This window comes from Streptomyces chromofuscus, from assembly GCF_015160875.1.
Classification (GTDB): Bacteria; Actinomycetota; Actinomycetes; order Streptomycetales; family Streptomycetaceae; genus Streptomyces; species Streptomyces chromofuscus.
In genome coordinates, this window is record NZ_CP063374.1 from 3947313 (window position 1) to 3970005 (window position 22693).

At 72.6% G+C, this 22693-nt stretch carries 19 protein-coding genes, 2 tRNA genes and 2 pseudogenes; 11 read left to right on the forward strand and 12 right to left on the reverse strand.

Going from position 1 to position 22693, the window contains the following annotated elements; all coding sequences use genetic code 11:
* Positions 1-55: 55 nt before the first annotated feature.
* Entirely contained in the window at positions 56-913 is an 858-nt protein-coding gene (locus tag IPT68_RS17805; protein ID WP_189696081.1) for a YceI family protein, read from the forward strand.
* Between the two features lie 4 nt (positions 914-917).
* Here IPT68_RS17805 and IPT68_RS17810 read toward each other — a convergent pair whose 3' ends face one another.
* Positions 918-1598 carry a GAF and ANTAR domain-containing protein gene (locus tag IPT68_RS17810; RefSeq protein WP_228039743.1) on the reverse strand — a complete coding sequence of 227 codons (681 nt, stop codon included), beginning with the start codon at positions 1596-1598 and terminating at the stop codon, positions 918-920.
* Positions 1599-1884: 286 nt separating this feature from the next.
* On the opposite strand from IPT68_RS17810, the gene IPT68_RS17815 reads away from it, so the two are divergent.
* From IPT68_RS17815 to IPT68_RS17825, 3 genes are all read left to right on the forward strand, one after another.
* Positions 1885-2250, forward strand: coding sequence for an STAS domain-containing protein (locus tag IPT68_RS17815; RefSeq protein WP_228039744.1), 366 nt, complete (start codon positions 1885-1887; stop codon positions 2248-2250).
* Between the two features lie 44 nt (positions 2251-2294).
* Complete coding sequence (locus IPT68_RS17820; protein ID WP_189696079.1) at positions 2295-2765, forward strand: PPOX class F420-dependent oxidoreductase; 471 nt, start codon at positions 2295-2297, stop codon at positions 2763-2765.
* 94 nt (positions 2766-2859) lie between these two features.
* Positions 2860-3213, forward strand: coding sequence for a hypothetical protein (locus tag IPT68_RS17825; RefSeq protein WP_189696078.1), 354 nt, complete (start codon positions 2860-2862; stop codon positions 3211-3213).
* Positions 3214-3465: 252 nt separating this feature from the next.
* Here IPT68_RS17825 and IPT68_RS17830 read toward each other — a convergent pair whose 3' ends face one another.
* Together IPT68_RS17830 and IPT68_RS17835 are read right to left on the reverse strand one after the other, a co-directional pair.
* A complete protein-coding gene (locus tag IPT68_RS17830) occupies positions 3466-4203 on the reverse strand; it encodes a response regulator transcription factor (RefSeq protein ID WP_228039745.1) in 738 nt (245 codons plus the stop codon).
* A 111-nt stretch (positions 4204-4314) separates the two neighbouring features.
* Positions 4315-5205: a DUF2797 domain-containing protein gene (locus IPT68_RS17835; RefSeq protein WP_189696077.1), complete on the reverse strand. Its 891-nt coding sequence runs from the start codon at positions 5203-5205 to the stop codon at positions 4315-4317.
* A 120-nt stretch (positions 5206-5325) separates the two neighbouring features.
* On the opposite strand from IPT68_RS17835, the gene IPT68_RS17840 reads away from it, so the two are divergent.
* Entirely contained in the window at positions 5326-5685 is a 360-nt protein-coding gene (locus tag IPT68_RS17840) for a DoxX family protein (RefSeq protein WP_189696076.1), read from the forward strand.
* A gap of 718 nt (positions 5686-6403) precedes the next feature.
* On the opposite strand, the pseudogene IPT68_RS35020 reads toward IPT68_RS17840, so the two are convergent.
* Both IPT68_RS35020 and IPT68_RS17855 read right to left on the reverse strand, forming a co-directional pair.
* A pseudogene (locus IPT68_RS35020) lies at positions 6404-6526 on the reverse strand (hypothetical protein); the annotation flags it as partial.
* A gap of 187 nt (positions 6527-6713) precedes the next feature.
* Positions 6714-7925 (reverse strand): hypothetical protein, encoded by a 1212-nt coding sequence (locus IPT68_RS17855; RefSeq protein ID WP_189696075.1) that lies wholly within the window; start codon positions 7923-7925, stop codon positions 6714-6716.
* Between the two features lie 395 nt (positions 7926-8320).
* Here IPT68_RS17855 and IPT68_RS17860 point away from each other — a divergent pair, with 395 nt between their 5' ends.
* Positions 8321-9016: a TNT domain-containing protein gene (locus IPT68_RS17860; RefSeq protein ID WP_189696074.1), complete on the forward strand. Its 696-nt coding sequence runs from the start codon at positions 8321-8323 to the stop codon at positions 9014-9016.
* Positions 9017-9336: 320 nt separating this feature from the next.
* Here the strand turns inward: IPT68_RS17860 and IPT68_RS34135 are convergent, their stop codons facing one another.
* From IPT68_RS34135 to IPT68_RS17875, 3 genes are all read right to left on the reverse strand, one after another.
* On the reverse strand, positions 9337-9672 hold the full coding sequence (locus IPT68_RS34135) for a site-specific integrase (RefSeq protein ID WP_228039746.1): 336 nt from the start codon (positions 9670-9672) through the stop codon (positions 9337-9339).
* A gap of 149 nt (positions 9673-9821) precedes the next feature.
* A tRNA-Arg gene (locus IPT68_RS17870) sits at positions 9822-9894 on the reverse strand.
* Between the two features lie 216 nt (positions 9895-10110).
* Positions 10111-10201, reverse strand: a tRNA-Ser gene (locus IPT68_RS17875).
* Between the two features lie 196 nt (positions 10202-10397).
* On the opposite strand from IPT68_RS17875, the gene IPT68_RS17880 reads away from it, so the two are divergent.
* A complete protein-coding gene (locus IPT68_RS17880; protein ID WP_189696073.1) occupies positions 10398-10862 on the forward strand; it encodes an SSI family serine proteinase inhibitor in 465 nt (154 codons plus the stop codon).
* Positions 10863-11297: 435 nt separating this feature from the next.
* Positions 11298-15731, forward strand: coding sequence for a hybrid sensor histidine kinase/response regulator (locus IPT68_RS17885; protein WP_189696072.1), 4434 nt, complete (start codon positions 11298-11300; stop codon positions 15729-15731).
* A 167-nt stretch (positions 15732-15898) separates the two neighbouring features.
* On the opposite strand, the gene IPT68_RS17890 is transcribed toward IPT68_RS17885, so the two are convergent.
* The 4 genes from IPT68_RS17890 to IPT68_RS17905 form a co-directional block, all read right to left on the reverse strand.
* Complete coding sequence (locus IPT68_RS17890; protein WP_189696071.1) at positions 15899-16105, reverse strand: hypothetical protein; 207 nt, start codon at positions 16103-16105, stop codon at positions 15899-15901.
* A gap of 690 nt (positions 16106-16795) precedes the next feature.
* Complete coding sequence (locus IPT68_RS17895; protein WP_189696070.1) at positions 16796-18472, reverse strand: long-chain fatty acid--CoA ligase; 1677 nt, start codon at positions 18470-18472, stop codon at positions 16796-16798.
* Between the two features lie 128 nt (positions 18473-18600).
* Positions 18601-19158, reverse strand: a complete 558-nt coding sequence (locus IPT68_RS17900) for a SigE family RNA polymerase sigma factor (protein WP_189696069.1) — start codon at positions 19156-19158, stop codon at positions 18601-18603.
* A 334-nt stretch (positions 19159-19492) separates the two neighbouring features.
* Positions 19493-19816, reverse strand: coding sequence for a hypothetical protein (locus IPT68_RS17905; RefSeq protein WP_189696068.1), 324 nt, complete (start codon positions 19814-19816; stop codon positions 19493-19495).
* A gap of 361 nt (positions 19817-20177) precedes the next feature.
* Here IPT68_RS17905 and IPT68_RS17910 point away from each other — a divergent pair, with 361 nt between their 5' ends.
* The 3 genes and pseudogenes from IPT68_RS17910 to IPT68_RS35215 form a co-directional block, all read left to right on the forward strand.
* Positions 20178-21053, forward strand: a complete 876-nt coding sequence (locus tag IPT68_RS17910) for a bifunctional DNA primase/polymerase (RefSeq protein WP_189696067.1) — start codon at positions 20178-20180, stop codon at positions 21051-21053.
* A gap of 44 nt (positions 21054-21097) precedes the next feature.
* Entirely contained in the window at positions 21098-21529 is a 432-nt protein-coding gene (locus tag IPT68_RS17915; RefSeq protein WP_189696066.1) for a hypothetical protein, read from the forward strand.
* A 583-nt stretch (positions 21530-22112) separates the two neighbouring features.
* Positions 22113-22583, forward strand: a pseudogene (locus IPT68_RS35215) (transposase); the annotation flags it as partial.
* Positions 22584-22693 lie beyond the last annotated feature (110 nt).

Genomic DNA, 22693 nt, shown 5'->3' on the forward strand with positions numbered 1-22693 from the left:
CCCGTGGCGGGTGTCCCCGTCACGGGCCGTTCCACTAAAGGGAGTTGCGAAGGACATGGGACTGACCGCGAGGATCCGTACCCGGGACGGATGGGCCGTGTCGCACGCGGTCGTCACCGTGACGGACGCCCGGGGCGCGCAGGTGCTGCGGGCCGAGGCGGACGCCGAGGGCGCGGTGCGGGACGCGACGCCGCTGGAGCCGGGGCCGTACACCGTCGTCGTCACGGCGGTCGGGTACGCGCCCGCCGCCGCCGGCGCGATCGTCACCGGTGGGGGCACCTCCCGCTCGAGCGAAGCCGAGAGTGGGGGAGGGAGGGCGGAGGTCGGCACGGTGACGCCGGCCCGGCAGGGCGGTACGGAGCTGCCGCCGCCGGGGCCGTGGACGATCGACCCGGCGCACTCCGGCGTGGCCGCCGTCGCCCAGCACCTGGGGATCTCCAGCGTGCGCGGCCGGTTCACCGACTTCGCGGGCACGATCGAGATCGCCCCGGACGACGTCGCCAAGTCCCGGGTGACGGCGGTGATCCGGGCCGCGTCCATCGACACCGGCAACGGCATGCGGGACGAGCACCTGCGCTCCCCCGACTTCCTGGACGTCGAGCGGCACCCGGAGATCACTTACCGGTCGACGGGCCTCACGGCGGCCGGCGCGGACCGCTGGACGGTGCACGGCGACCTCGCCCTGCACGGTGTCGTCCGTCCGGTCGACCTCGACCTCGCCTGTCTCGGCACCGGCCGCGACCCGTGGGGCGGCACCCGCGCCGCGTTCCGCGCGACGACCGAGCTGCGGCGCGCGGACTTCGCCCTGCACGACAACCAGGTCGTGCAGGCGGGCATCGCCGCGATCGGCACGACGCTCAAGGTGGAGCTGGACGTGCAGGCGGTGCAGGGGGAGTCGCTGCCGGCGGCATGAGACCTCACGCCGGGGGATGCGCGTCCACGAGTCGGCGGGCGAGGTCGCGCAGCTTGACGTTCTCCCGCTGCGACGCCCGCACCAGGCTCTCGAAGGCCTCCGCCGCGTCCATGTTCATCCGCTCCATCAGGATGCCCGTGGCCTGGCCGATCAGGTCGCGGGTGCGCATGGCCTCGGTGAGCTGCTCGCGGACGGTAGCCGATTCCAGGGCGATGCTGACGTGGGCGGTGAACAGGCGGCCGATCCGGGTCGCCGCGTCGTCGAAGACGTGCGGCTTGCGGGCGTAGGCGGTGAGCACGGTCAGGCTGCGCTTGTCGGCCCTCAGCCGCAGCGCCAGCGCCGAGCGCAGCCCGAGACCGGCCGGGCCGTCGCCGCCTTCCTCGTCCTCCGCGTCCGCGAGCCGGACCACGGGGGCGTTCCACAGCCGGGTCCAGTACGGCGGCCGGGCCCCGTCGCCCCCAGGCCCCTCGTCGGCGCCGACCAGCTCGTCGCTCCAGGCCACGGTACGCCGGTGGCCGTCCCGTTCGATCACGGAGATCGCGGCGTACTCGGCACCCGGCAGCAGTCGCACGGCGAGCCTGACGGCGGAGTCCAGGGTGGTGTCCGGGGTGACGGTGTCGTGCAGTTGCTGCGCCGCCACCGTCAGTGCTTCGGCCAGCTCGAAACCAGCCGGAAAACGGGGCAAACCAGAAAAGTCGGACGCAGTCACCACGAACCTCTTCAGCGAGCGCGACCACAAGGCCGTGCGCAGGAGAGCTCCGCAGCACATTCCCGACTGCGAGCACAGGACGGACAGCACTTTATCTGCTCCGTTGCACTGAGGTGACGCCCGGCTGACGGTCTTTCCGGACACCTATGAACCCGGCCCCGGGCGTGATGGAATGGGCCGACGGGTCAGGAAGCGGCCTCTTCGGATTTCGGAACCGGACGATCGTCTGCCGTCTGCCCATGCCGTCTGCCAGGTGAGTGCCGTGACCCCCTTCCCGAGCCCCTGCCGGGTGCGTCATCTGCCCGGCTGCATCCTGTTCGCCCTGCCCGCCGAGATCGACCTCGGCAACGGCGCCGCCCTGCACGCCGCCGTCGCCGCCGCCGCCGACGCCCGCGCCGACGAACTGCGGCTGCTGGTCCTGGACTTCACGGAGACCGAGTTCATGGACTCCCAGGGCGCCCGCCTGGTCTCGGACGTCCGCCACCATCTGCCGCGGCACGTCCGGCTCCGGGTGGTGGCGGCCCCCGACGGCGTACCGAACCGGGTTCTGGAGGTGACCGGTGTACGGCGGGACGTGCCGGTGTACGCCGACCTGACGGAGGCGCTCGCCGCGGGAACCTACCCCTGACAGGGTCAGCCTCGGAGGGCCCGCTCCCCCTTAGGCTGCCGTCCATGGCACCCAACATCGCGACCAACACCCGCGTCTCGCTGGACGAACTCCTGGACTTCGTCCGTCCCCGCCATCACGCCCTGCTGCTCACCCGCCGCGCCGACGGCAGCCCCCAGGCCTCACCGCTGACCTGCGGGGTCGACGATTCGGGGCGGATCGTGGTGTCCACCTATCCGGAGCGCGCCAAGACCCGCAACGCCAAGCGGGACCCCCGGGTGAGTCTCGTCGTCCTGAGCGACGACTGGAACGGGCCGTGGGTGCAGATCGACGGCACCGCAGAGGTCATCGACGCCCCCGACTCGGTGGAGCCCCTGGTCGAGTACTACCGCAACATCGCCGGGGAGCACCCGGACTGGGCGGAGTACCGCCAGGCCATGGTGAAGCAGGGCAAGTCGATCATCCGGGTGACACCGCAGCGGTGGGGACCGGTGGCCACGGGAGGGTTCCCGGCGCGGCTGGTCGAGGGGGACTAGGCGGGTCGTTCGTCTGCGCCCTGGTCCGAACGGCAGGCCCCGGTCGGCCTGCGACGACGTGCCGTCGCCGGAACCGCCCGCTCCGCCACCGCCCATGCCGCGGGCGACGAAGTCGGCGGCGACCCATGTGCAGTCCCCGGCGTCCTTCTCCAGCGGGTCCTTCGCCTCGTCGGTGACGGTGGCGCCGGTCGAGGAGGCCGCCGACCGCACCCATGCCGCCGCCCTGGCTGTGCTGTCCCGGGACGCCGCCGGGGAAGGTGTCGCCTCGACGCCCTTCTTCCGCTCGAACCCACCGCTCGTGGAGGACTCCTCCTCGGCGACGACCGCCTTGGTGATCGTGCCGTCGCCGCCCACGACGGCGGCGACGGTGTCGGCCTGCGTCGGGCCCTTGCCGACGACGTCGTCCAGCCGCTCGGGGGCCGTCTCGACCTGCAGTACCCGCCTGTAAATCACCGGGCTCCGGGTCGCGGTCGTCCGGCAGCACCCCGGCCGGAGGACCCGCCACCCGCCGGGCGGCCTCGGTGACCTGCCCGTCCAGCTTCTCGTACGGATACGAGCGCAGCGCCGGCGTCGTCACCGTGCCAATCACGGCGCACGCCACCGCGACGAGCGTCACCGCGGAGACGACGAGCCGTGTACGCAGGGTGCGCGGCTGTCCCACTCGCCACCACTGTGTGCGCTGGCCGTCGCCGCCGGCTCATCAGGCGGCGGGCTTGATCAGGTAACCGGCCCCGCGCCGGGTGTGGATCATGGGCTCCCGCCCGGCGTCGATCTTCCGCCGCAGGTAGGAGATGTACAGCTCGACGACATTGGCCTGCCCGCCGAAGTCGTACGACCACACGCGGTCCAGGATCTGCGCCTTGCTCAGCACGCGCCGGGGATTGCGCATGAGGAAGCGGAGCAGCTCGAACTCGGTGGCGGTGAGGTGGATGCTCTGCCCCGCCCGGGTCACCTCGTGGCTGTCCTCGTCCAGGGTGAGGTCGCCGACGACGAGCACGGAGTCGGAGCGCCGGTCGCCGGCACCGGAGCGCCGGATGAGCCCGCGCAGCCGCGCGACGACCTCTTCCAGCGAGAACGGCTTGGTGACGTAGTCGTCCCCGCCGGCGGTGAGCCCGACGATGCGGTCCTCGACGGCGTCCTTGGTGGTCAGGAACAGCACCGGCACGTCCGGCAGCTCCCGCCGCAGCCGGCCGAGCACGGTCAGCCCGTGCATGTCGGGCAGCATCATGTCGAGGACGACCGCGTCGGGCCGGAACTCCCGCGCCGTCCGGATCGCGCCCTGGCCGTCGTCGGCGCTGCGTGTCTGCCAGCCCTCGTGGCGCAGGGCCATGGACAGCAGCTCGGTGATCGACAGCTCGTCGTCCACCACGAGCACCCGGACGGGGCTCCCGTCCGGCCTCAGCAGTTCGGTGCCCCCCTGGGGCGAAGTCGTGGTCATGGCGGACACCTTGTCGTCCGCCTCTGAGAGTTCCCTTCCGGCAACCTGTGATGTGCCTGAGAAATCCACAGGGGCCTGACAGGCGGCGCCTGGGACCCACTTACCGGCAGGTCAGAACAACCCGTCCTGCGGGACCCCCGCCTTCCGCGACTCCCGGAACTCCCGCACGGGGAAGGAGCAGCCGCCTCCCGGGCCCCCGGGCGAGGAGACCAGCTCCCATCCGGTCATGAGCCGCGTGTCCAGCACCACGACGCGCCCGCCGACGTCGAGGTGGAGATCGGGCCCGGCGGCCGCCACCAGCTCCCCGCTCACCCCGCCTCCGGCGACCAGCTCGCTCACCTCCCCGACGGCGCGCGGAACCCCCTCCAGCCCGAACGCCCGCACATGGTCGACGGCCCGGAACGGCTCGCGCGCCAACGACTCCGGCCACCCGGCGACCGCGGTGGCCCGGCCGTGCAACTCCTCGATCTCCGCCGCCCGCTCGGCCGGCGTCCCGGGCAGCCCGGCGCGCACGGCCCGCTTGGCGGCGTACGGGATGCGGTCCGGCACCCGCAGGGCGGCCCGCACCATCTCCTCGGCCCGCCGAGCGGCCATCAGCGGCCCGGCGCCCAGCCAGCTGAAGCAGACGGCCCCCTGCTCCAGCAGCCGGACCCGCCCCCGCTCGACGGCCGTGATCCCGACCTTCACCAGGCCCGGCCCGAACCACGCCAGGTACACGCGATAGGCCCGCGGATCGTCCGGGACGGCATCGGCGGCCACGGAGTGCGCCCGATCCAGCCGAGCGCACTCCTCGCACCGGGCCCCGGTGCTGCGTCCCGCCACGGCGGCCCCCACAGGGCACACGTGCCCCCGAGCCCCCACACACCGGCGGACACCCCCGTCCACGACCCCGAAGGCCACCCGCTTCCCCCGGCCCAGCGGACTTCGGCGCTCTCCGCTCCACCCGAGCACGGGCTCGCCGTCCGACCACCGCAGGCCCGAGCACTTCCACACGTCTGCCATCGCCTTCGAGCGTAGGCGCACCCACTGACAACGTCGCCCGCACGGGCCGTCACCTCCCGGCCGCCCGCAACGTCGAGGAAGTGACCGGGGAAGTGACCGCCGAACAGCACAGGAGCGCCCATGTTCACCGCCTACCTCGTGACCACCCTCCTCACCGCCGCGGCCACCACCTCCGCGGCCGTCGCCAACCTGATCGGGCACGACTACCCGCAGACCCAGGCGGACCGGCTGAGCGTCCCCCGTTCCTGGATCCGTCCGCTCGGCACCGTCCTGGCGGCGGCGTCGCTCGGCCTCCTGGCCGGCCTGGCCGTCCCCCCGCTGGGCGTCCTCGCCGCGGCCGGCCTGGTCCTGTACTTCCTGGGCGCCCTGTGGGCCCACGTCCGGGTCCGCGACCTGCGGCTGGGTCCCTGGTCGGCGTACTTCGCCCTGTCCCTGGCGGCCCTGCTGCTGGGCGTCGCCCACCAGGGGTGGAACCGGTGATCGTGGGTGGCAAGGTATGCCGACGACTCACGCCGCCGAGCCTCGCGAGCGAGTCCGCCCGCCGGTCGGAAGCGTCCCGTCCGGTTCCGCCGAACCCCACGGAGCACCACCCATGAACGGGAAGCGCCGCAGACTGCTGTTGGCCGCCGTCGAGCCCGTGCTCGAACCGCAGGAGCGGGTCGAGGTGACGGCCGTCGTGAACCTGAGCTCCGTCTCCGTGCGCCGGACGGCGGCGTTCGCGGTGGCCTCGGCGATCGTGAGCGGCGGCGGCATGGCGGTGGTCCCGTCGCCGACGCCGATGTACCTGGCCATGACGGACCGGCGCATCCTCGTCTTCCGGGGGAACCCCGTGTTCGCCCGGCCGGAGGAGCACCTGATGACGATTCCGCGCGCCGGACTCGTCCGCACGGACATCAAGGAACGGGTGCTCAACTCGTCCTTCGTGGTGTCCGCACCGGACAGCGAGCAGGGCCTGAAGATCATCTTCCCGCTGCTCGGCCGCAAGGAACGGAACCGCGGCCAAAGGCCCTGTACTGACCGGCCGACACGGGGGTGCCCTGAACATCGCATTCCGGGCACCCTCCGGCCGGCGCAGCCGTCTGGTGCTCAGAACCACCTTTCCGGCCGCGTCGAAGTCAACGGATCGTCCCGAAGGGCCTTTGCGGATGGTGCCGAGCTGAACGGCCCAGCCGATGCGGTTCCGCGCGCCGTGGGCGGCCACCACCCTGCGGCGTGCGGTCTGGTCCAGCAGGAAGGAGCCGGCGAGCTGTCCCTCGTCCGGGTCCGCGGTGAAGTGGCCGAAGCTCCTGTGCTGTTCCTCGCTCAGAAAGTCGGTGGGCACCGCCCGCTCCTTGATCCGTCGGCGTGATCCGCGCGCGACGGTGCCAGGATCCCTGACGGGACGTGAGGTGATCAACGATTCCGGCCCTGGGTCTCACCCTCGGTGATGGGCGGGCCTCGTTCACTGTCCCGCCGACGGTCGGGAGCACGTCACCTCCCGCATCGGCCTCCTCGCGGCAGAAGGCTTCCTAGGGGCAGGCTGGCCTGGTCACCCCGTAGAGAACCCGGTTGCCCTCGCCCGCGTGCTCGGTGAGGGTCCACAGCTGATTGACCGAGCGGAGCCAGTAGAGGTCCTGCAGCCCCCGGCCGCCGATCTGCGACTTGGGTGTTCTGTTGCCGCTGGCATTGGCGATGACCAGATCGCGGTTGCCGCTTCCTCCGCCACCCGTGTTGAAGTAGTAGCAGCTGCGCGAGAAGGCGCCCTGGACGTAGCGGACGGGCTGCATCCATGCCCTGAACGGGTGAATGGTGCCACGGAAGCTGGTCATGTCGGCGTTGTTCCAGCGGACCACCTGGCCGACGCGCGAGGTCCGGTACTCGCTGGTGATGAACACCGGGGCGAAGCTGGGGTCGTCGGGGTTGCGCTCCAGCGACATCGAGTCGTAGCGGGTGGTGGAGGAGTTCGGGTTGTTCCAGCGGCCGATCTCGGGCAGCAGGTAGTCGTACCCGCGCCCGCAGTACCTGCCGTTGGGCCCAGGCTGACGTCCCGTCGGGCATTGCGGGCTGGTGCTTGCCTTCGGGTTGCGCGCAAGCTGCAGCAGGTTCGTCGTGTCGTAGACGTGGATCCCGCGCTGGTTGTCCGCGACGAAGATGTAGTTCTGGTACCAGACGATGCCGCCCGCGTGGACGGACACCTCGTCGTAATCGTTGCCGGCCTCGTTCGGCTCGACGAGCAGAGCGTGGATGTACCTGTTGGTGGCGGTGTCGAGGAAGCTCAGCCGGGTTCCCATTCCCGAACCTCCCGGACGACCCTCGTGCCAGGAGAAGACGATGGCCTTGTGCCGGTCCACCGTGCCGGCCCCCGGCTGGGCGTCCTCGGTGCCGCTGATCCCTTGCGGGGTCCAGTCGTCGTCTGTGGTGTCCTGGGAGTTCAGGCAGTAGAGCGCGGCGAAGGGGACGCCCCGCAGGGCACCGCCGCTGCCGGTGGCCCTGTTGCGGCAGCCGGTGTTGTTCTGCGTCCGGGCGTTTCGGTTGGCCGCGTCCAGCATGGATCCCACCATGACCCGCGCGCCGTTCGGGTTGACGGCCTCTCTGAGCATGCGGGCCTGGGTCTGCCGGTCGTCGCCCCAGCGGAGCGCGAAGGCCTCCGGGGTGCCGGGCTCCATCGGCACCGGAGCCGGGCGGGGAGCCGTGGCCGGAGCGGCCGGTACTGCCGCGGTGAGCATGCCGAGTACAGCCATGAGGAGCACTGCACCGCTCGCACGGCCGCGTTTGTAGAACTTCATGGTCTTCTCCGATGACAGGGAAGCGAAGCACGGCGACATTCCTGTCGCGCCTGTGGCCGACGACAGAGGTCCACCGTCGAGAACGTCGATCCCCGCCTCGTCCGGTGCATCGTGCGCACGACCGGAAAAGTCACTCTCCCGACACCGTGGTGGAGGTGCTCGGCGTAACGTCCGCTCCCCGGTCGTGTCCCGCTTGGGCCGTCTGCGGCATGCCGGAGTGCTGTCGGCTGCCAGTGCGTACTTGCCCCGCCATTCGAGTGGCCACCCGTGACTGCTTCCGCAGAGCCCTGAGGATGAGCGGGTGCACTGAACGGCGTCCACAGAGGGGGCCACAGTCAAGGAGAGGTCGGATGCGCGTACCGCGCAGAATCGCAGGGAGCGCCGTTCTGTTGCTCCTGCTGGTGGGCATCTCGCCCGCCACCGCCCAGGCCGCGGCGGCCGAGACCCGAAACGGCGTCACCTGCCCGACCCAGCATCGGGACACCGCGACGACCAAGGCGCCATCCCCGCAGCTGGAGGCCTACTACGGCAATGACTGGCGTCTCGGCCCCAAGGTGCTCCCCCGCACCGGCCCCATCGGGAGGATGCTGCAGGGCTACCGCCCGGAGGGCCCCACCTCGGGGTACTGGTTCCTCGGGTGCTACTGGCAGACGAATCCGCAGAACGACCCGCAGGTCGGTGGCTGGTGGTTCCCGGACCACAACGGGTTCGTGCTCCGCAACGGCCGACCCGTGAAACGCTCGCTGACCCTCCGGAAGGGGCAGTTGATCGACCTCTTCGGCAGGGGGGACGCGGGCCACTTCCTCGCACCTAAGGGCACGCCGTTTGCCAAGCGCGCGATCCCTCCGAGCAACCTCGACGAGTACAACGCCTCCGACCCTCCGTTCAACTACCACCTCTACGAGGTCACCGAGGACTTCACGGTCGAGGCCGGCCCGGCCAGACCCTGGTTCAACCAGCCCGGGCTCGGCACCCAGTACTACACGAGCACCATCGTCGGGGACCTGAAGAGCCAGGGGAAGCTGAAGGAGATCACCGGCACGTGACGGCAGGCCGGTCCGGTCGTGTACACCGCGCGGTGCAGTGCACACGACCGGACCGGCTCGGTCCGCAGGGGTGTTCAGCCGGTGAACGCGGCGGTGCCGTTTCGGACCCCGAGGCCGGACGGGCCGTCGTAGCCGGTGGTGCCGGTGCACAGGTACGAGCCGCCGGAGCTGCCGTTGGAGCTGCTGGCGTCCTGCAGCCCGAGGTGTGCGCGTAGGGGAAGGACGCCGGGTAGGAGCTGGCGGACGGGGCGCCACCCAGGGCGTAGGTGGGGTATCGCCGAGGTGAACCCAGAAGCCGCCCCTAGTTGATCTTGGAAGGGTCAGCGCTTCCTGCGGGCGGCGGCGTCGCGTTCGGCGACGTGTCGGGCGACGGCGTCCACGCCGGGGCGGGCGTTCCGCTCCAGGGAGCGGACGGAGGCATGGCGGGACCGGGCCAGCAGCATCGGGGTGGAGGTGCCGCCCTCCGCGTCGTGCGTGAGCGCGGTGTGCCGCAGCTGGTGCAGGGTCCAGCCATCCAGGTCCTCGATGTCCTCGGGCGAGGCGAGCGGGTTGGCCAGCAGCCGGGTGTTTTCCTCGAAGACCCAGGGCGATCTGACTACAGCCGCCCAGCCGTCGTCCACCCCAACGCCCGCGGCCACCGCAACGCCGCCGACCACGTCGCATCGGCGATCCTGAACGCCATCGCCCCGAACCGACCCGAGGGCGGCCATCCCACCGCCCGCGAGGCGATTGCCGTCAAACACGGCCGTCAAGGAAAAAGGCCAGACGGCCCCGTGGAATGATCCACAGGGCCTCCGGTGTGCTGCGCACTCGGCAGGATTCGAACCTGCAACCTTCTGATCCGTAGTCAGATGCTCTATCCGTTAAGCTACGAGTGCTTGTCTGTGTTCTGTTGTACCGCCGCTTCCGTTCCTTCCGGCCCGCTCGCGGCGACAGGAAGAACATTACATGACTGCCGCCGTCATGTGAAATCCGTTAGCCGCACCCCTTGCGACCTGCGAAAACGCCCTTCAGGGGGATCCTGCGGCTGCTGTGGGACCTCGATCAGGAACGACCGAAGCCCCGGTCCGAGGGACCGGGGCTTCGGTGATGCGCGGAGGCGGAGGGATTTGAACCCTCGATGGGCTTTAAGGCCCAAACCGCATTAGCAGTGCGGCGCCATAGACCGGACTAGGCGACGCCTCCAGCACAGCCACTCACGCGGGCGCGAGTGGTGTGTGCAGATGATGACACAGTCGAGCGCGCTGTCACCAATCGCCCCCCACGGTACTAGGCAGCCGGGCCGCAGGGCAAAGGGCTTCCCCACCGGTCGGGGCGGGTGCCGGACGCCGGGGGCGCACGGGGCGCGCAACGTCCGGCGGCGTACCGCGTTAGTCAGGCCATGTTGCAGGTCATGAGTCTCACGCTGCCGCGTCTCGCCGTCGCCGCAGGCGCCTCCCTCGCCGCGCTCACCTCGTTGTCCGCCGCCCCCGCGGCCGCCGCCGGGCCCTCCCTCTCCGCCGGCCATCATCGCGGCGACAGTGATCACCTCACCGTCACGGTCCGCGATGTGAACACTGGTGCCGACGGGACTTTCGAGGTGCGATGCCACCCGAGTGGCGGGCGTCACCCCGACGCCGACGGCGCGTGCCGAGCGCTGGAGAGGGAGAGCCGGTGGGGACAGGACGTCTTCGCGCCCGTGCCCGGGGACACCATGTGCACGATGCAGTACGGCGGCCCCGGCACCGCCCGCGTCACCGGAACGTGGGCCGGACGCTCCGTCGATGCCGCGTTCGACCGCAGCAACGGCTGCGAGATCGCCCGCTGGGACCGGCTGGTGCCCCTGCTGCCCGTGGCCCGCGCGTAGCCCTTCAAGGGCTTTCTCGCCCGAACGCGCGCGGAGCCCTTCAGGCCCCTGTGCCCTGACCCGCGCGCAGCCGTTCGGGCCCCCTCCGCTGAACCCGCGCGTCGCCCTTCGCGCCGTCCTTCCCGAGACCCGCACATCGCCCCTCGAGGCGTCCTCCCCGACATCCGTGCGAGCGTCTTCGCGCCGCTGCCCTCCGCGGCGTACACCCGGCCGGCGTGAAGGTCCGGCGCAGAGGGCGCGGACGGCGCGTGGTGTCGGTGTGCGGGGTCGTGTGACGCACGTCCGTTCGTTGTCACTTCGTCGTGCGACCTCTCTCTCATCCCGCGTCGCGCGCACAAGCCCAGCCCTTAGACTCCCTCGCGTGACACGTCGCGGGCCGGTTGGCAAGATGGCCCAAGCGGTCGGCAAGGTGCGGTAACAGGAGGGAAGCGTCTCGTGAGCAGCAGGCCATCCCGAGGCGCTGCTCGCCTCGCAGCCATACTGGACGCGCTGCCCGACGCGTTGGTGCTGGTCAACGCCAACGGGACCGTCGTCAACGCGAACACCATCGCCCTCGAGGCCTTCGAGGCGCCCGGGACCGCGCTCGTCGGGCGCGGCCTGCTGGACCTGCTGCCGCAGTTCGACTCCAAGCTCATCCCGGGGTCCATGCGCCGGCCCGACCACATCGACCCTCGCGGCCGGACCAAGCCGACCCGGATGATCGCCCGGCGCACGGACGGCAGCGAGTTCCCCGTCGAGGTCACCAGCGCCAACCTGGAGAACGGCCAGCAGGCCTACGGCAGTTACGGCTACGCCAGCGACGAGCTGCTGATGCTCGTCGTGCGGGACCTCTCGGGCACCGTCGACACCGAGGCCGAGCTCGCCCGCTCGCAGCGGCAGACCGAGATGATCCTGCGCGCCGCGTCCGAGGGCGTCGTCGGCACCGACACCGACGGCCGCATCGTGCTCGTCAACCCGGCCGCCGCCCAGATCCTGGGCTACCGCGCCGGCGAACTCGGCGGCAAGGAACTGCACACCCTCGTCCTGCACTCCCGCGCCGACGGCTCCCCCTTCCCGTACGAGGAGTCGGCGCTCGCCGACACCCTGCGCTCCGGTCGCAAGCACCGGGTACGCGGGCAGGTGCTGTGGTCCAAGAACGGGGACAAGGTCTCCGTCGACCTCACGACCGCGCCCGTGCGGGACGGCGACCAGCTCGTCGGCGCCGTGATGACCTTCACCGACCGGCGGCCGTACGACGCACTCGCCGACGAGAAGGCCGCCGTCGAGAAGCAGCACGCCGACGAGCTGGAGCGGCTCTCCGAGGAACACGCCTCCGACCTGACCGCCCTGCGCCAGCAGCACGTCACGGAGCTGGAGGAACTGCTCGAGCGGCACGCCGAGGAAGTGGCGTCCAACGAGGAGCGCTACGCCGCGCTCGCCGAGCGGGAGAAGGACCGGTACGAGGCCCTGGCCGGGCGTCACGAGCAGCTGCTGACACTGCTCGGCCGTTCGCTGCGCGGGCCGCTCGACGAACTGCGCCGCGAGCTCGCGGCCCTCGCCGCGGACGACGCCGGGCAGCTGTGGCCCGAGGCCAACCAGGTGCTGCACCACCTGTCCGCCGGGTACTCGCGGATCACCCAGCTCATCGACAACGTCCTCGCCTACCAGCGCATCGACGCGGGCACCGAGGCGATCACGCGGACCAAGGTGATGCTCGACGCGGTCGTCGCGGCCGGTGTCGACGGGGCCGTCGAGCTCGTCGGGCCGGGGCGCGTGCAGTTCGCCGTCCACGCGCCGCCGATCGAGGCCGAGGTCGACCCGCAGCGGCTCGCCACCGCGCTGGCGCATCTCGTCGCGGACGTCGCGGGCGTCGACGCGACCGGCAACGCGCCCGTCTCAGCGGGCGGTTACATGGACAACACCGTCGTCGTCGCGGCGGCGCAGCGCGGCGAGGTCGTACGGATCGAGGTGCGCGGGCCGTACGCCGGGGGAGACCCGGTGCACGAGCCGATCGTGCGCGGGATCGTGCGCGCGCACGGTGGCGTGCTCCAGACGCACGAGGTGCCGGGCATGAGCGGCAGCGCCTATGTGCTCGAGGTGCCGCTCGGCGGTGGGGCGGGAGCCGTCACCCCTCCGCCCGCGCCGCAGGCCACGCCGGAAGCCGCGCCCGAGACCGCCGAGGAGACCTCCGGCGGAGGACGTCGGCGCGCGCGCCGGGCCTCCACGGACGCCTTCCTGGAGAGCGGGTTGCCGGAGGGCAGGGCCGCCGAGCTGGAGGCCGCCGCCCCCACCGGGCGGCGGCGGCGCCGGGCCGCGCCCACGGGCGCGGAAGCGCCCGCGCCCGCGCCGGCCGACGCGGGTGAGCCGAGCGGCGGTACCGGGCGCCGACGGGGACGGCCTGCGGAGGGCGCCGAGCTCGCCCTGGCGGACGGCGCGGCGGCGGACGGAGTCTCCGAGGGCGCCGTCGTCACGGCCGCCGAGCACGCCGCGGGCACCGCGGCGGCCGCGAACGGACTGGGCGCGGCGGTGCCGCCGCAGGGCGTACCCGCGTCCGGCGGCGGACGGCGGGCCCGGCGGGCGACCGGAGAACAGCACGCCCTGCCGGCGGCGTTGCCCGCCGCCGCGTCGGGAACTCCGGCAGGTACGGTGCCCGCGCCCGGGCCGGAGGCGTCCGCGTCGGTCGTTCCGGCGGGGGCCGGTGCCGAGGCGCAGCAGCAGTCGACCGGCCGGCGGCGGCGCGCGCTCGCCGCTGCGCAGGAGCGGGCGGCCGCGCAGGAGGCGGGGCCGCGCACGGTGTTCGCGCTGCCGCCCGCCGATGCGGACCGGGGAGCGGACCGGGCGGCGGCCCCCGCGCCCGCCCAGCCGCAGGGTCCGGGGCCGGTGGCCGTCCAGGTGCCGGGACAGGCCGTCCCGCAGCCCGTTCCGGTCCAGGCGCCGGTGCCGGTGCCGGGCCAGGGCGCCCCCGGTGGGCGCGCCGACGACCACGGCCGGCATGACGCCGTACCGCACGACCAGTCCGACGACCACACCCCGCCCCAGCCGCACCCGGCGAGCGCGCCCACGGGACGCCGTCGTCGGGTGGCCGCCCCGCAGGCGGAGGGCAACGGGGTGCCCGCGCAGGCGATCCCGTCCCAGGTGTCTCCGGTGCAGGCGGCCGGCCAGCCGCAGGTTCAGCCCGCGGTCCAGTCCCAGTCGGTGCCGGCTGCCCCCGGTGCGCCGGTGGCTCCGGCGCCCCAGGCTGCTCCGGCCCGGATGGGTCCCCGGCCCGGCGTTCCCGCGCAGCAGCCGTCCGGGCAGGTCGGCGTCCCCGCGCAGAGTGCGGCCCAGCCGATGCCGGGCCGACCCGTGCCCGCTCAGCCGGGCCAGGCGCAGCCGACCCCCGGCCCGCCGGTTCCGCCTCAGCCACAGCCGGCTCAGGCCGCCGTACCCCCGCAGGCCCCGGCGCCCGGCATGCCCCTGCCCGCCGAGGCGGCTCCGGCGAGCGCCACGCCGCCTCCGCAGCAGTGGCCCGCCAGCGCCGGTGCCGACGAGACGCCCGGTGCGGGCACCCCGGTACCCCCGCCAGGTGCCGGCGTGCCGCCGAACGCCGCCGGGGCGGCCCCCGTGCCTCCGGCTCCGGCGCCCGAGCAGGCGCCCCCGGCACCGCAGCCCACGGCACCCGCTGCCCCGCTGCCTCCCGAGGCGGCGGCCGGTCCGACGACCACCACCCAGGCACGGCTTGCGCAGCCGCTGCCCGCCGAGGCCGCGGGTGCCGCCGCGCCCGTGGACCCGAACTCCACGCAGGGCCGGGCGATCAGTGTGCGGACGCTGGGTCAGGGCGTGCCGTTCACGCGGCAGGCGGCGCAGGTGCAGCAGCCGTCCGCCGGGGCGACGCCGCCACCGCACCAGTCGACGGGCGGTGGCCGGCGCCGCAAGCTGGGCACACCGCCGGAACCGGCCGCCGCGCGCCCGCATCCGCAGGGCGAGCAGCCGGTCGCCGCCCAGCCGAAGCAGCCCTCCCTGGCGGGGCAGTCGCGGCTCGCCGGACCGGCGAGTGAGGGGGCCGGACGGTCGTACGCCATAGGCGCGCCGGACGAGAACGCCGCCGAGGGCCCCGAGCCGCTGGACGGTCCCGGTGGGGCCGTGGAGGTCGCGGACCCGCCGCGCCCGCAGCCGATGGACGACGAACTGCCCCCGGAGCCGCTCGACAACCCGCGCCGGCTGCTGGTGTGGCCCGCGCCGGACGTGTCGACGCAGCAGGCGCTCAGCGACCGCGGCTACCGGCCGGTGATCGTGCACTCGCGCGAGGAGGTGGACGCGCAGATCGCCGCGTTCCCGGCGGCGCTGTTCGTGGACCCGCTGACCGGGCCGATCACGCGGACCGCGCTGCAGTCGCTGCGGCAGGCGGCCGTGGCGGCGGAGGTGCCGGTCATGGTGACGGCCGGGCTCGGGCAGGCGACGCGCGAGGCGGCGTACGGCGCCGATCCCGCCGTCCTGCTGAAGGCGCTCGCGCCCCGGGACAGTGAGCAGCACCCGCCGCGCGTGCTGCTCATCGAGGAGCACGCGGAGATCGCGCTGGCGCTGACCGCGACGCTGGAGCGGCGCGGCATGCAGGTGGCGCGGGCGGCGAGCGACACGGACGCGGTGACGCTGGCGGGGCAGTTCCGGCCGAACCTGGTGGTGATGGACCTGATGCAGGTGCATCGGCGCCGGGCCGGGATCGTCGACTGGCTGCGCGCGAACGGGCAGCTCAACCGGACCCCGCTCGTCGTCTACACGGCCGCCGTCGACCAGGCCGACCTGCCGCGGCTCGCCTCCGGCGAGACGGTGCTGTTCCTCGCGGAGCGGTCCACGAGTGCGGAGGTGCAGGACAGGATCGTGGACCTGCTGTCCCGGATCGGCACGAACTGAGCGACGCAGGGCGGGGTGTGTGACCGGTGACGCCGGTGGGTGGTTTCCGGGGGTGACCTCGGTGAGCGGGTTCCCGGGATGACGCCGGTCGGCGGATAGCCGCGAGTGACGCCGGTCGAGTGCCGGCTCGGGGCTTCACCGGGGCGCCTTCAGCGAGGCGGCGACGGTCAGCGGCGGGTGGCGTTCTCGAGGGCGCGGGTGACCGCCTGTTCGTCGTGGCCGTGCACGGCCTCCTCCACGCTGTCGTCAGCCCGGCGGGAGAAGCGTTCGCCGCGCGCCACCTCCTCCTGTGCGGCGCGGGCGGAGCCGGCGGACGCGCTGGGCCTGCCCGCGGACCACGCCGCCGGGGCCGCACGCTCAGGACGCGCCCGCACCACTCCCCCCGCCCGGCCGTGCGGTCGTCGAACGGGACGGCGGCGCCCTCGCCCAGGACGGCCCAACCGTCGGCCGTCCAGCGCACGGCGAGCAGACAGGTGTGGCCGCGCTCCAGGCGGGGCGCGTAGCCGGTGGTCCGCTCGACGCGGTTGCCGCTCGCGCGGTGGACGCGCCGGCCGGGGACGGTCAGGGCGAAGCCCTCGTCGAGCGACCGGTCGGCGCGCGGGGCGGACCAGAGGACGTCGTCCGTGCGGAACGTGACCGTCCGGTCCGTCAGGAAGCGGTAGGCGCCCGTGTCGAACTCGCGCCGGTTGGTCTCCTCCTCGCGAACCGGGGCGGCCACGACGACGTGGTGGGCGTTCTCCACCCAGTCCCGCACCGCACCGCGCGGACCCCGCTGACGGCCGCCGCCTCACGACGTCCCCGCCGCGCAAGCCCGCTCACAGCCACCACCACACGGACGGCCGCACCCCGCAAGCCCGCTCACAGCCACCACCACACGGACGGCCGCACCCCGCAAGCCCGCTCACAGCCACCACCACACGGACGGCCACCCCCCGCAAGCCCGCTCACAGCCACCACCACACGGACGGCCGCCCCCAGAGCCGGTGACAGCCATCGCCGTACTGGGGAGGCACCCGCCCCCCACCGCCGACGACGGCCGCCACCGTCCGGCACGCACCCGCCGGTCAGAGCCGGGTGACGTCCAGCGCGCCCTCCGCGTACTGCCTGCGCAGCACCTTCTTGTCGAACTTGCCGACGCTCGTCTTCGGGACCGACGCGATGACGGTCCAGCGCTCCGGCAGCTGCCACCTGGCGATCCTGCCCTCCTCGGCGAGGAAGGCGCGCAGCGTCTCGAAGTCGGCGGTGGCGCCCTCCTTCAGGACCACCGTGGCCAGGGGGCGCTCACCCCACTTCTCGTCCGGGACGGCGACCACGGCGGCCTCCGCCACGTCCGGGTGGGACATCAGGGCGTTCTCCAGGTCCACCGAGGAGATCCACTCGCCGCCGGACTTGATGACGTCCTTGGCGCGGTCGGTGAGAGTGAGGAAGCCGTCGGGCGAGATCGTGCCGACGTCTCCTGTCTTCAGCCAGCCGTCCTCGCTGAACTTGTCGGCGGGACGCAGGGGTTCGGCGTCGGGGCCGTTGTAGTAGGCGCCCGCGATCCAGGGGCCGCGGACCTCCAGCTCACCGGCGGACTCGCCGTCCCAGGGGAGCCGCTCGCCACCCGGACCGGTGAGCCGGGCCTCGACTCCGGCCGGGAAGCGGCCCTGGGTGAGGCGGTAGCCGAACTCCTCGTCGGTGCCGACCGCGTGGGCCGGCGGGCGGGCGATCGTGCCGAGCGGGGAGGTCTCGGTCATGCCCCAGGCGTGACAGACCCGCATGCCCAGCTCGTCGAACGCCTCCATGAGCGAGGGCGGACAGGCCGAGCCGCCGATGGTGACCTGGGTGAGGGACGCGACGTCACGGGGCCGCGCGGTCAGCTCGGCCAGCAGGCCCTGCCAGATCGTGGGCACCGCGGCGGCGTGCGTCGGCTTCTCCCGCTCGATCATCTCGGCGAGCGGGGCGGGCTGCAGGAAGCGGTCCGGCATCAGCATGTTGACGCCGGTCATGAAGGTCGCGTGCGGCAGGCCCCAGGCGTTGACGTGGAACTGCGGGACCACCACGAGAGAGGTGTCCTGGTCGGTCAGGCCCATCGACTGGGCCATGTTGACCTGCATGGAGTGCAGGTAGACCGAACGGTGGCTGTAGACCACGCCCTTGGGGTCGCCCGTGGTGCCGGAGGTGTAGCACATGGCGGCGGCCTGACGCTCGTCCAGCTCCGGCCAGTCGTACGTGGTCGGCTTGCCGGCGAGCAGGTCCTCGTACTCGTGCACCTGGGCGGTGGCGTCGGCGAGGAGGGAGCGGTCGCCCGGACCGGAGACGACGACGTGCTCGACCGTCTTCAGGTGCGGCAGCAGCGGGGCCAGCAGCGGCAGCAGCGAGCCGTTGGCGATCACCACGCGGTCGGCGGCGTGGTTGACGATCCAGGCCAACTGCTCGGGAGGCAGGCGGAGGTTGAGGGTGTGCAGGACCGCGCCCATGGAGGGGATCGCGAAGTACGCCTCGACGTGCTCGGCGTTGTTCCACATCAGCGTGGCGACCCGCTCGTCGGCCTCGACCCCGAGGTCGTCGCGCAGCGCGTGCGCCAACCGGGCGGCGCGGGCCCCGATCTCGGCGTAGGAGCGGCGGTGTGCCTCGCCCTCGCCGGTCCAGGTGGTCACCTGCGACGATCCGTGGATCGCGGACCCGTGGGCCAGGATCCTGGAGATCAGAAGCGGTACGTCCTGCATGGTGCTCAGCACGGCGTCCTCCCGGGGCGACATTGCCTACGCGGCGGTAAGTGTGCGCTGATTCTGCGCACGTACCGCGCGGTATGTCACTAGATCCGGGTGATCGATCACCTCACGATGCCGGACACAACGGCTCGGGATCGAACAACGCCCAGCTCATCTCACCGGACGAGGCCGAGTTCGGGATCCTCGCGCAGCTTGCCCAGCGCCCTTGACACCGCCGACTTCACCGTGCCGACCGAGACGCCGAGCACCTCGGCCGTCTGGGTCTCGCTGAGGTCCTCGTAGTACCTGAGGACGACCATCGCCCGCTGCCGGGCCGGGAGCCTCATGATCGCCCGCCACATCGCGTCGCGCAGCGCCTGCCGCTCCGCCGGGTCGTCGCCGCCGGGCAGCGGCTCGGGCTCGGGCAGTTCGTCGCAGGCGAACTCGTCCACCCGGCGCCTGCGCCACTGCGACGTACGGGTGTTCAGCAGCGCGCGGCGGACGTAGCCGTCCAGCGCGCGGTGGTCCTCGATGCGCTCCCAGGCGACGTACGTCTTGGCCAGCGCGGTCTGCAGCAGGTCCTCCGCGTCGCTCGGGTTCGCCGTGAGCGACCGCGCGGTGCGCAGCAGCACGGGCTGGCGGGCCCGGACGTACGACGCGAAGGACGGGTACGTGAGGGTCTGCGTCCGAGGTGCGGCCGCGTCCGAGGCGGTGGTGCAGACGGGTGGGGTCATGGCTCCACGCTAGGTTCGGGGCCCCCACGCGCGGATCGCCCGCAGGTCCCGAAGCGGGATCCCCCTCAGGGTGTAGAGGTGGGGTTGGCTGCACCTCCTGGAGGTGGACGAGGGGTGGAGCTTCCTCCTGCGGGGGTGTCCCCTAGGGGCTACAACGGGGGCTCACCTCACGAGCCGTCAGGGTACGCCCACAGCTCAGCCATGGGGGCTGCGTAGGGGAAACGCCTGCGCGGCGGTGCCGGAGCACCGCCGCGCGGACTGACCTTGTTCACCCCAATGAACACGCCCCACTCGGGATCGAGGGGACCGGCGCCGGTGCGCCGGCCCCCTCAGATCACCACCACGGGTAGAAGTTGACGGCGACGTTCTCGTTGCCCTGCTGGACGGCCGTGTACGCCGAGTCGTCGACCTGCGCGGTGTTGCTCTGGTTCGAGGCGCCGGAGCCGACCGCCTGCTGCTGCGTGGTGGACGAGTTGCCGTTGTTGTCGTCGCCGACACCGCTGCCGATGATGCCCGCGAACGCGTTGGTGACGGAGGCGGTCGATCCGTTGTCCGCGAAGGAGCCGTTGTCCGCCGTCGCAACACCGGCGAAGAGGGCGGCTGCGAGCGGAAGGGCGGAGACTGCGGCGACAACGCGAGCGGTACGGATGCTTGCCATGTTCGGTTCCTCCAGTAGCAAAGACGCCCCGGGCCGGACGGCCTTGAGCGTGAAGTACGGCTTTCACCAGGGCAGTTGGCCGACCGCCCCGGTGGTGTGAGCACGACGTCGCGAGATCAGATTGCCCACCGAATCCCCGGCGAACCATCCCGGAAGCCGTCATTCGCCCTCAAGCGTGATGACATGTCGATAAACCCCTTAGGTCACTCCGACCCCTCGCATCAGGGCACACAGGACGCCTCCATCCCAAGCGGCACAAGAGGTGAAGCGTTCCGGCAACTTTTCCGACAATCTCCTGGTCACCGGCGCGTCGAGCAGACGCCCTCTTCCCCTCATCGAACATTCGTACGAAAATGAGGGCATGGCCACCATCGACCGGCAGGCCACGACGCTGGCCCTCGCGCACGCCCTGACAGCCGCCGAGCGCGGCCTGGCCGTCATCCCCCTGTCCCGGACCAAGCTCCCGGCCCTCCGCTCCCCCCATCGCGCCGACCCGGCGGCCCCCGCCTGCCACGGCGAGTGCGGCCGCTTCGGACACGGGGTGTACGACGCCTCGACCGACCCGCGCCGGATCCGCGAACTGTTCGCCGCCGCGCCCTGGGCCACCGGCTACGGAATCGCCTGCGGGCTGCCCCCGCACCATCTCGTCGGCATCGACCTGGACACCAAGTCGGGTACGGACTCCACGGCCGCCCTGCGCGAACTGGCGCTGCGGCACCTGTTCACGATCCCGGACACCGTCGTCGTCCTCACTCCCAGCGGCGGCCGGCACCTGTGGCTGACCGGACCGCCGGACGTCGCCGTCCCCAACTCGGCCGGCCGCCTCGCCCCCGGCATCGACGTCCGCGGCGCCGGCGGCTACCTCGTCGGCCCCGGTTCCCGCACCGACCACGGGGTGTACGGCACGGCGCCGGGCACCGCCCACCTGGCCCCGGCGCCCTGCCCACCGGCCCTGCTGCGCCTCCTGCTCCCGCCGCCGCGCACGCCCACCACGCCGGACCGCGGGGCCGGGCACTCCGGGAGCCATGGCCAAGGCCTCGTCCAGTTCGTGCTCGCCGCGCACGAGGGGCAGCGCAACACGCGCCTGTTCTGGGCGGCCTGCCGCGCCTACGAGAACGGCCTGGCCCCGGACCTGGTCCCCGCCCTGGTCGAGGCGGCCCGCGCGACGGGGCTCGGCGAACGGGAGGCGCGGGCGACGATCGCCTCGGCGGCGCGGCTGACGGGCCACCGGCCGTGAAACCGGGGTGAACGGCCCCGGGACTCCGCCCTAGGGTGTGGCCCATGTCGCTGACCCGGGTCGTCCTGTCCTCCGGCCGCTCGATCGAACTGACCGAGCTGCGCATGTCGTCGACGTACGGCGGGATGCTGGAGGGCCATCCCTGCGAGCCGGTCAACGACATGAAGATCAACGCGCTGGTGCGGGGCGCGGAACGGGCGTACCCGACGACGCGGGTGCACCTGATCCCGCCGCCGCGCGAGTATCCCGACGAAGGGGCTGGCGCGTTCGGGCCCGTGGAGGTGCTGCCGGCGGTGGGGTGCGTCGGGGCGTTCCACTCCACCTCGGTGGACGAGGCCCATGACCCGGTCCAGTACCGGTCCCGGCTCACGGTGGTGTGGTTCCAGGCGACACCGGACGTGCCGTCGGGGCATGAGGCCGACGCGGGGCTGCTGGGCTTGGCGTGGGAACGGCTGGCGCAGGACTACGAGCTCTGACCCGGTTCCCGGTCCCGTACCCGTGCGTACGGTGCAGCTCAGAAGATCCTCAGTTCTTCCGGCTAGTCCGTTCCGGGCGCCGCACGGCATGACATGGTCATCCCACACAAGGACGCGAGCGGGTGCCCGCGGGCAACTGCGGCCGATCGACGAGGGAGACGCACATGTTCGGGACGGTGGACGCCGGAACCAAGACCGCCATGGTCGTCACATGCGTCGCCATGGTGGGGTTGGTTGTCGCGGCGCTTCGCTGGATCACGGCGCGCAACCGCTAGACCGGGACCGTCCGCCGGCTGCTGGTCTCGCTGCTTGCTGCGTCTGCTTGCTGCCGACCATGTACGCGACGGACGCCTCGTCCGCGGATGGCACCGAACTGCTGGGGCACGCGGAGATGCGTCGATATGTCACGGCCGTCGTCGACGCCCTCGATGGCGTGGGTTACCCGCCGGACGAGCAAGGGGATGAGGCGCGGGGGACCGCCCTCCATTGGACCGCGGACGGGGCTGGGTTGGACGGCGGGCCCCGGACGCACGGACTCGTTGTGTTCTGGCGGATGACGGATGGCTGGCACTGCGCCCCTCCCGAGGCCCGCTGGCTACGGTTCGCCCGCGTCCACCTGGCAGCCGAGTCCCCCTACCTGCCGGGCCAGTCCGGCTACAACAAACGCCTGCGGGCCGCCAACACCCTGATCAGCAGGTTCATCCGCACCCACGCCCGCGACAGTGACCTGTGGCACGACGACGGGTGGATCGTCAACTCCACCCCGGTGGAATGCGCCCGCTCACGGCCGCCGTCAAACGCTCCGACCTGGCCGGCTGGGCCGGATACGGCTACTGCCCTCGCACTCCCGGTTCTTTTAGGGCCTGCGCCTGCACCTGATGTGCACGCCCGGCGGGCTACCGATCGCCTGGGCCTGGCCAACCCGAAAGCCGACGAACGCGAGGTACTGGCGGACATGCTCACCGGCGACCCGGACCTGCTGACCACCCACCCCGGACAGTCGATCGTCGGCGACAAGGGTTACGTGTCCAAGCACCTCGACGCCTTCATGGCGCTGCTGTGTCGCAACGGACTGCGCATACGCCTTGTCCTGCTCAGCGGCCGTCTGAAGGCCGCCGTCGATCGACGAGAAACGTTGGCGCCGGACCCCCGTAGTGGTGGCCC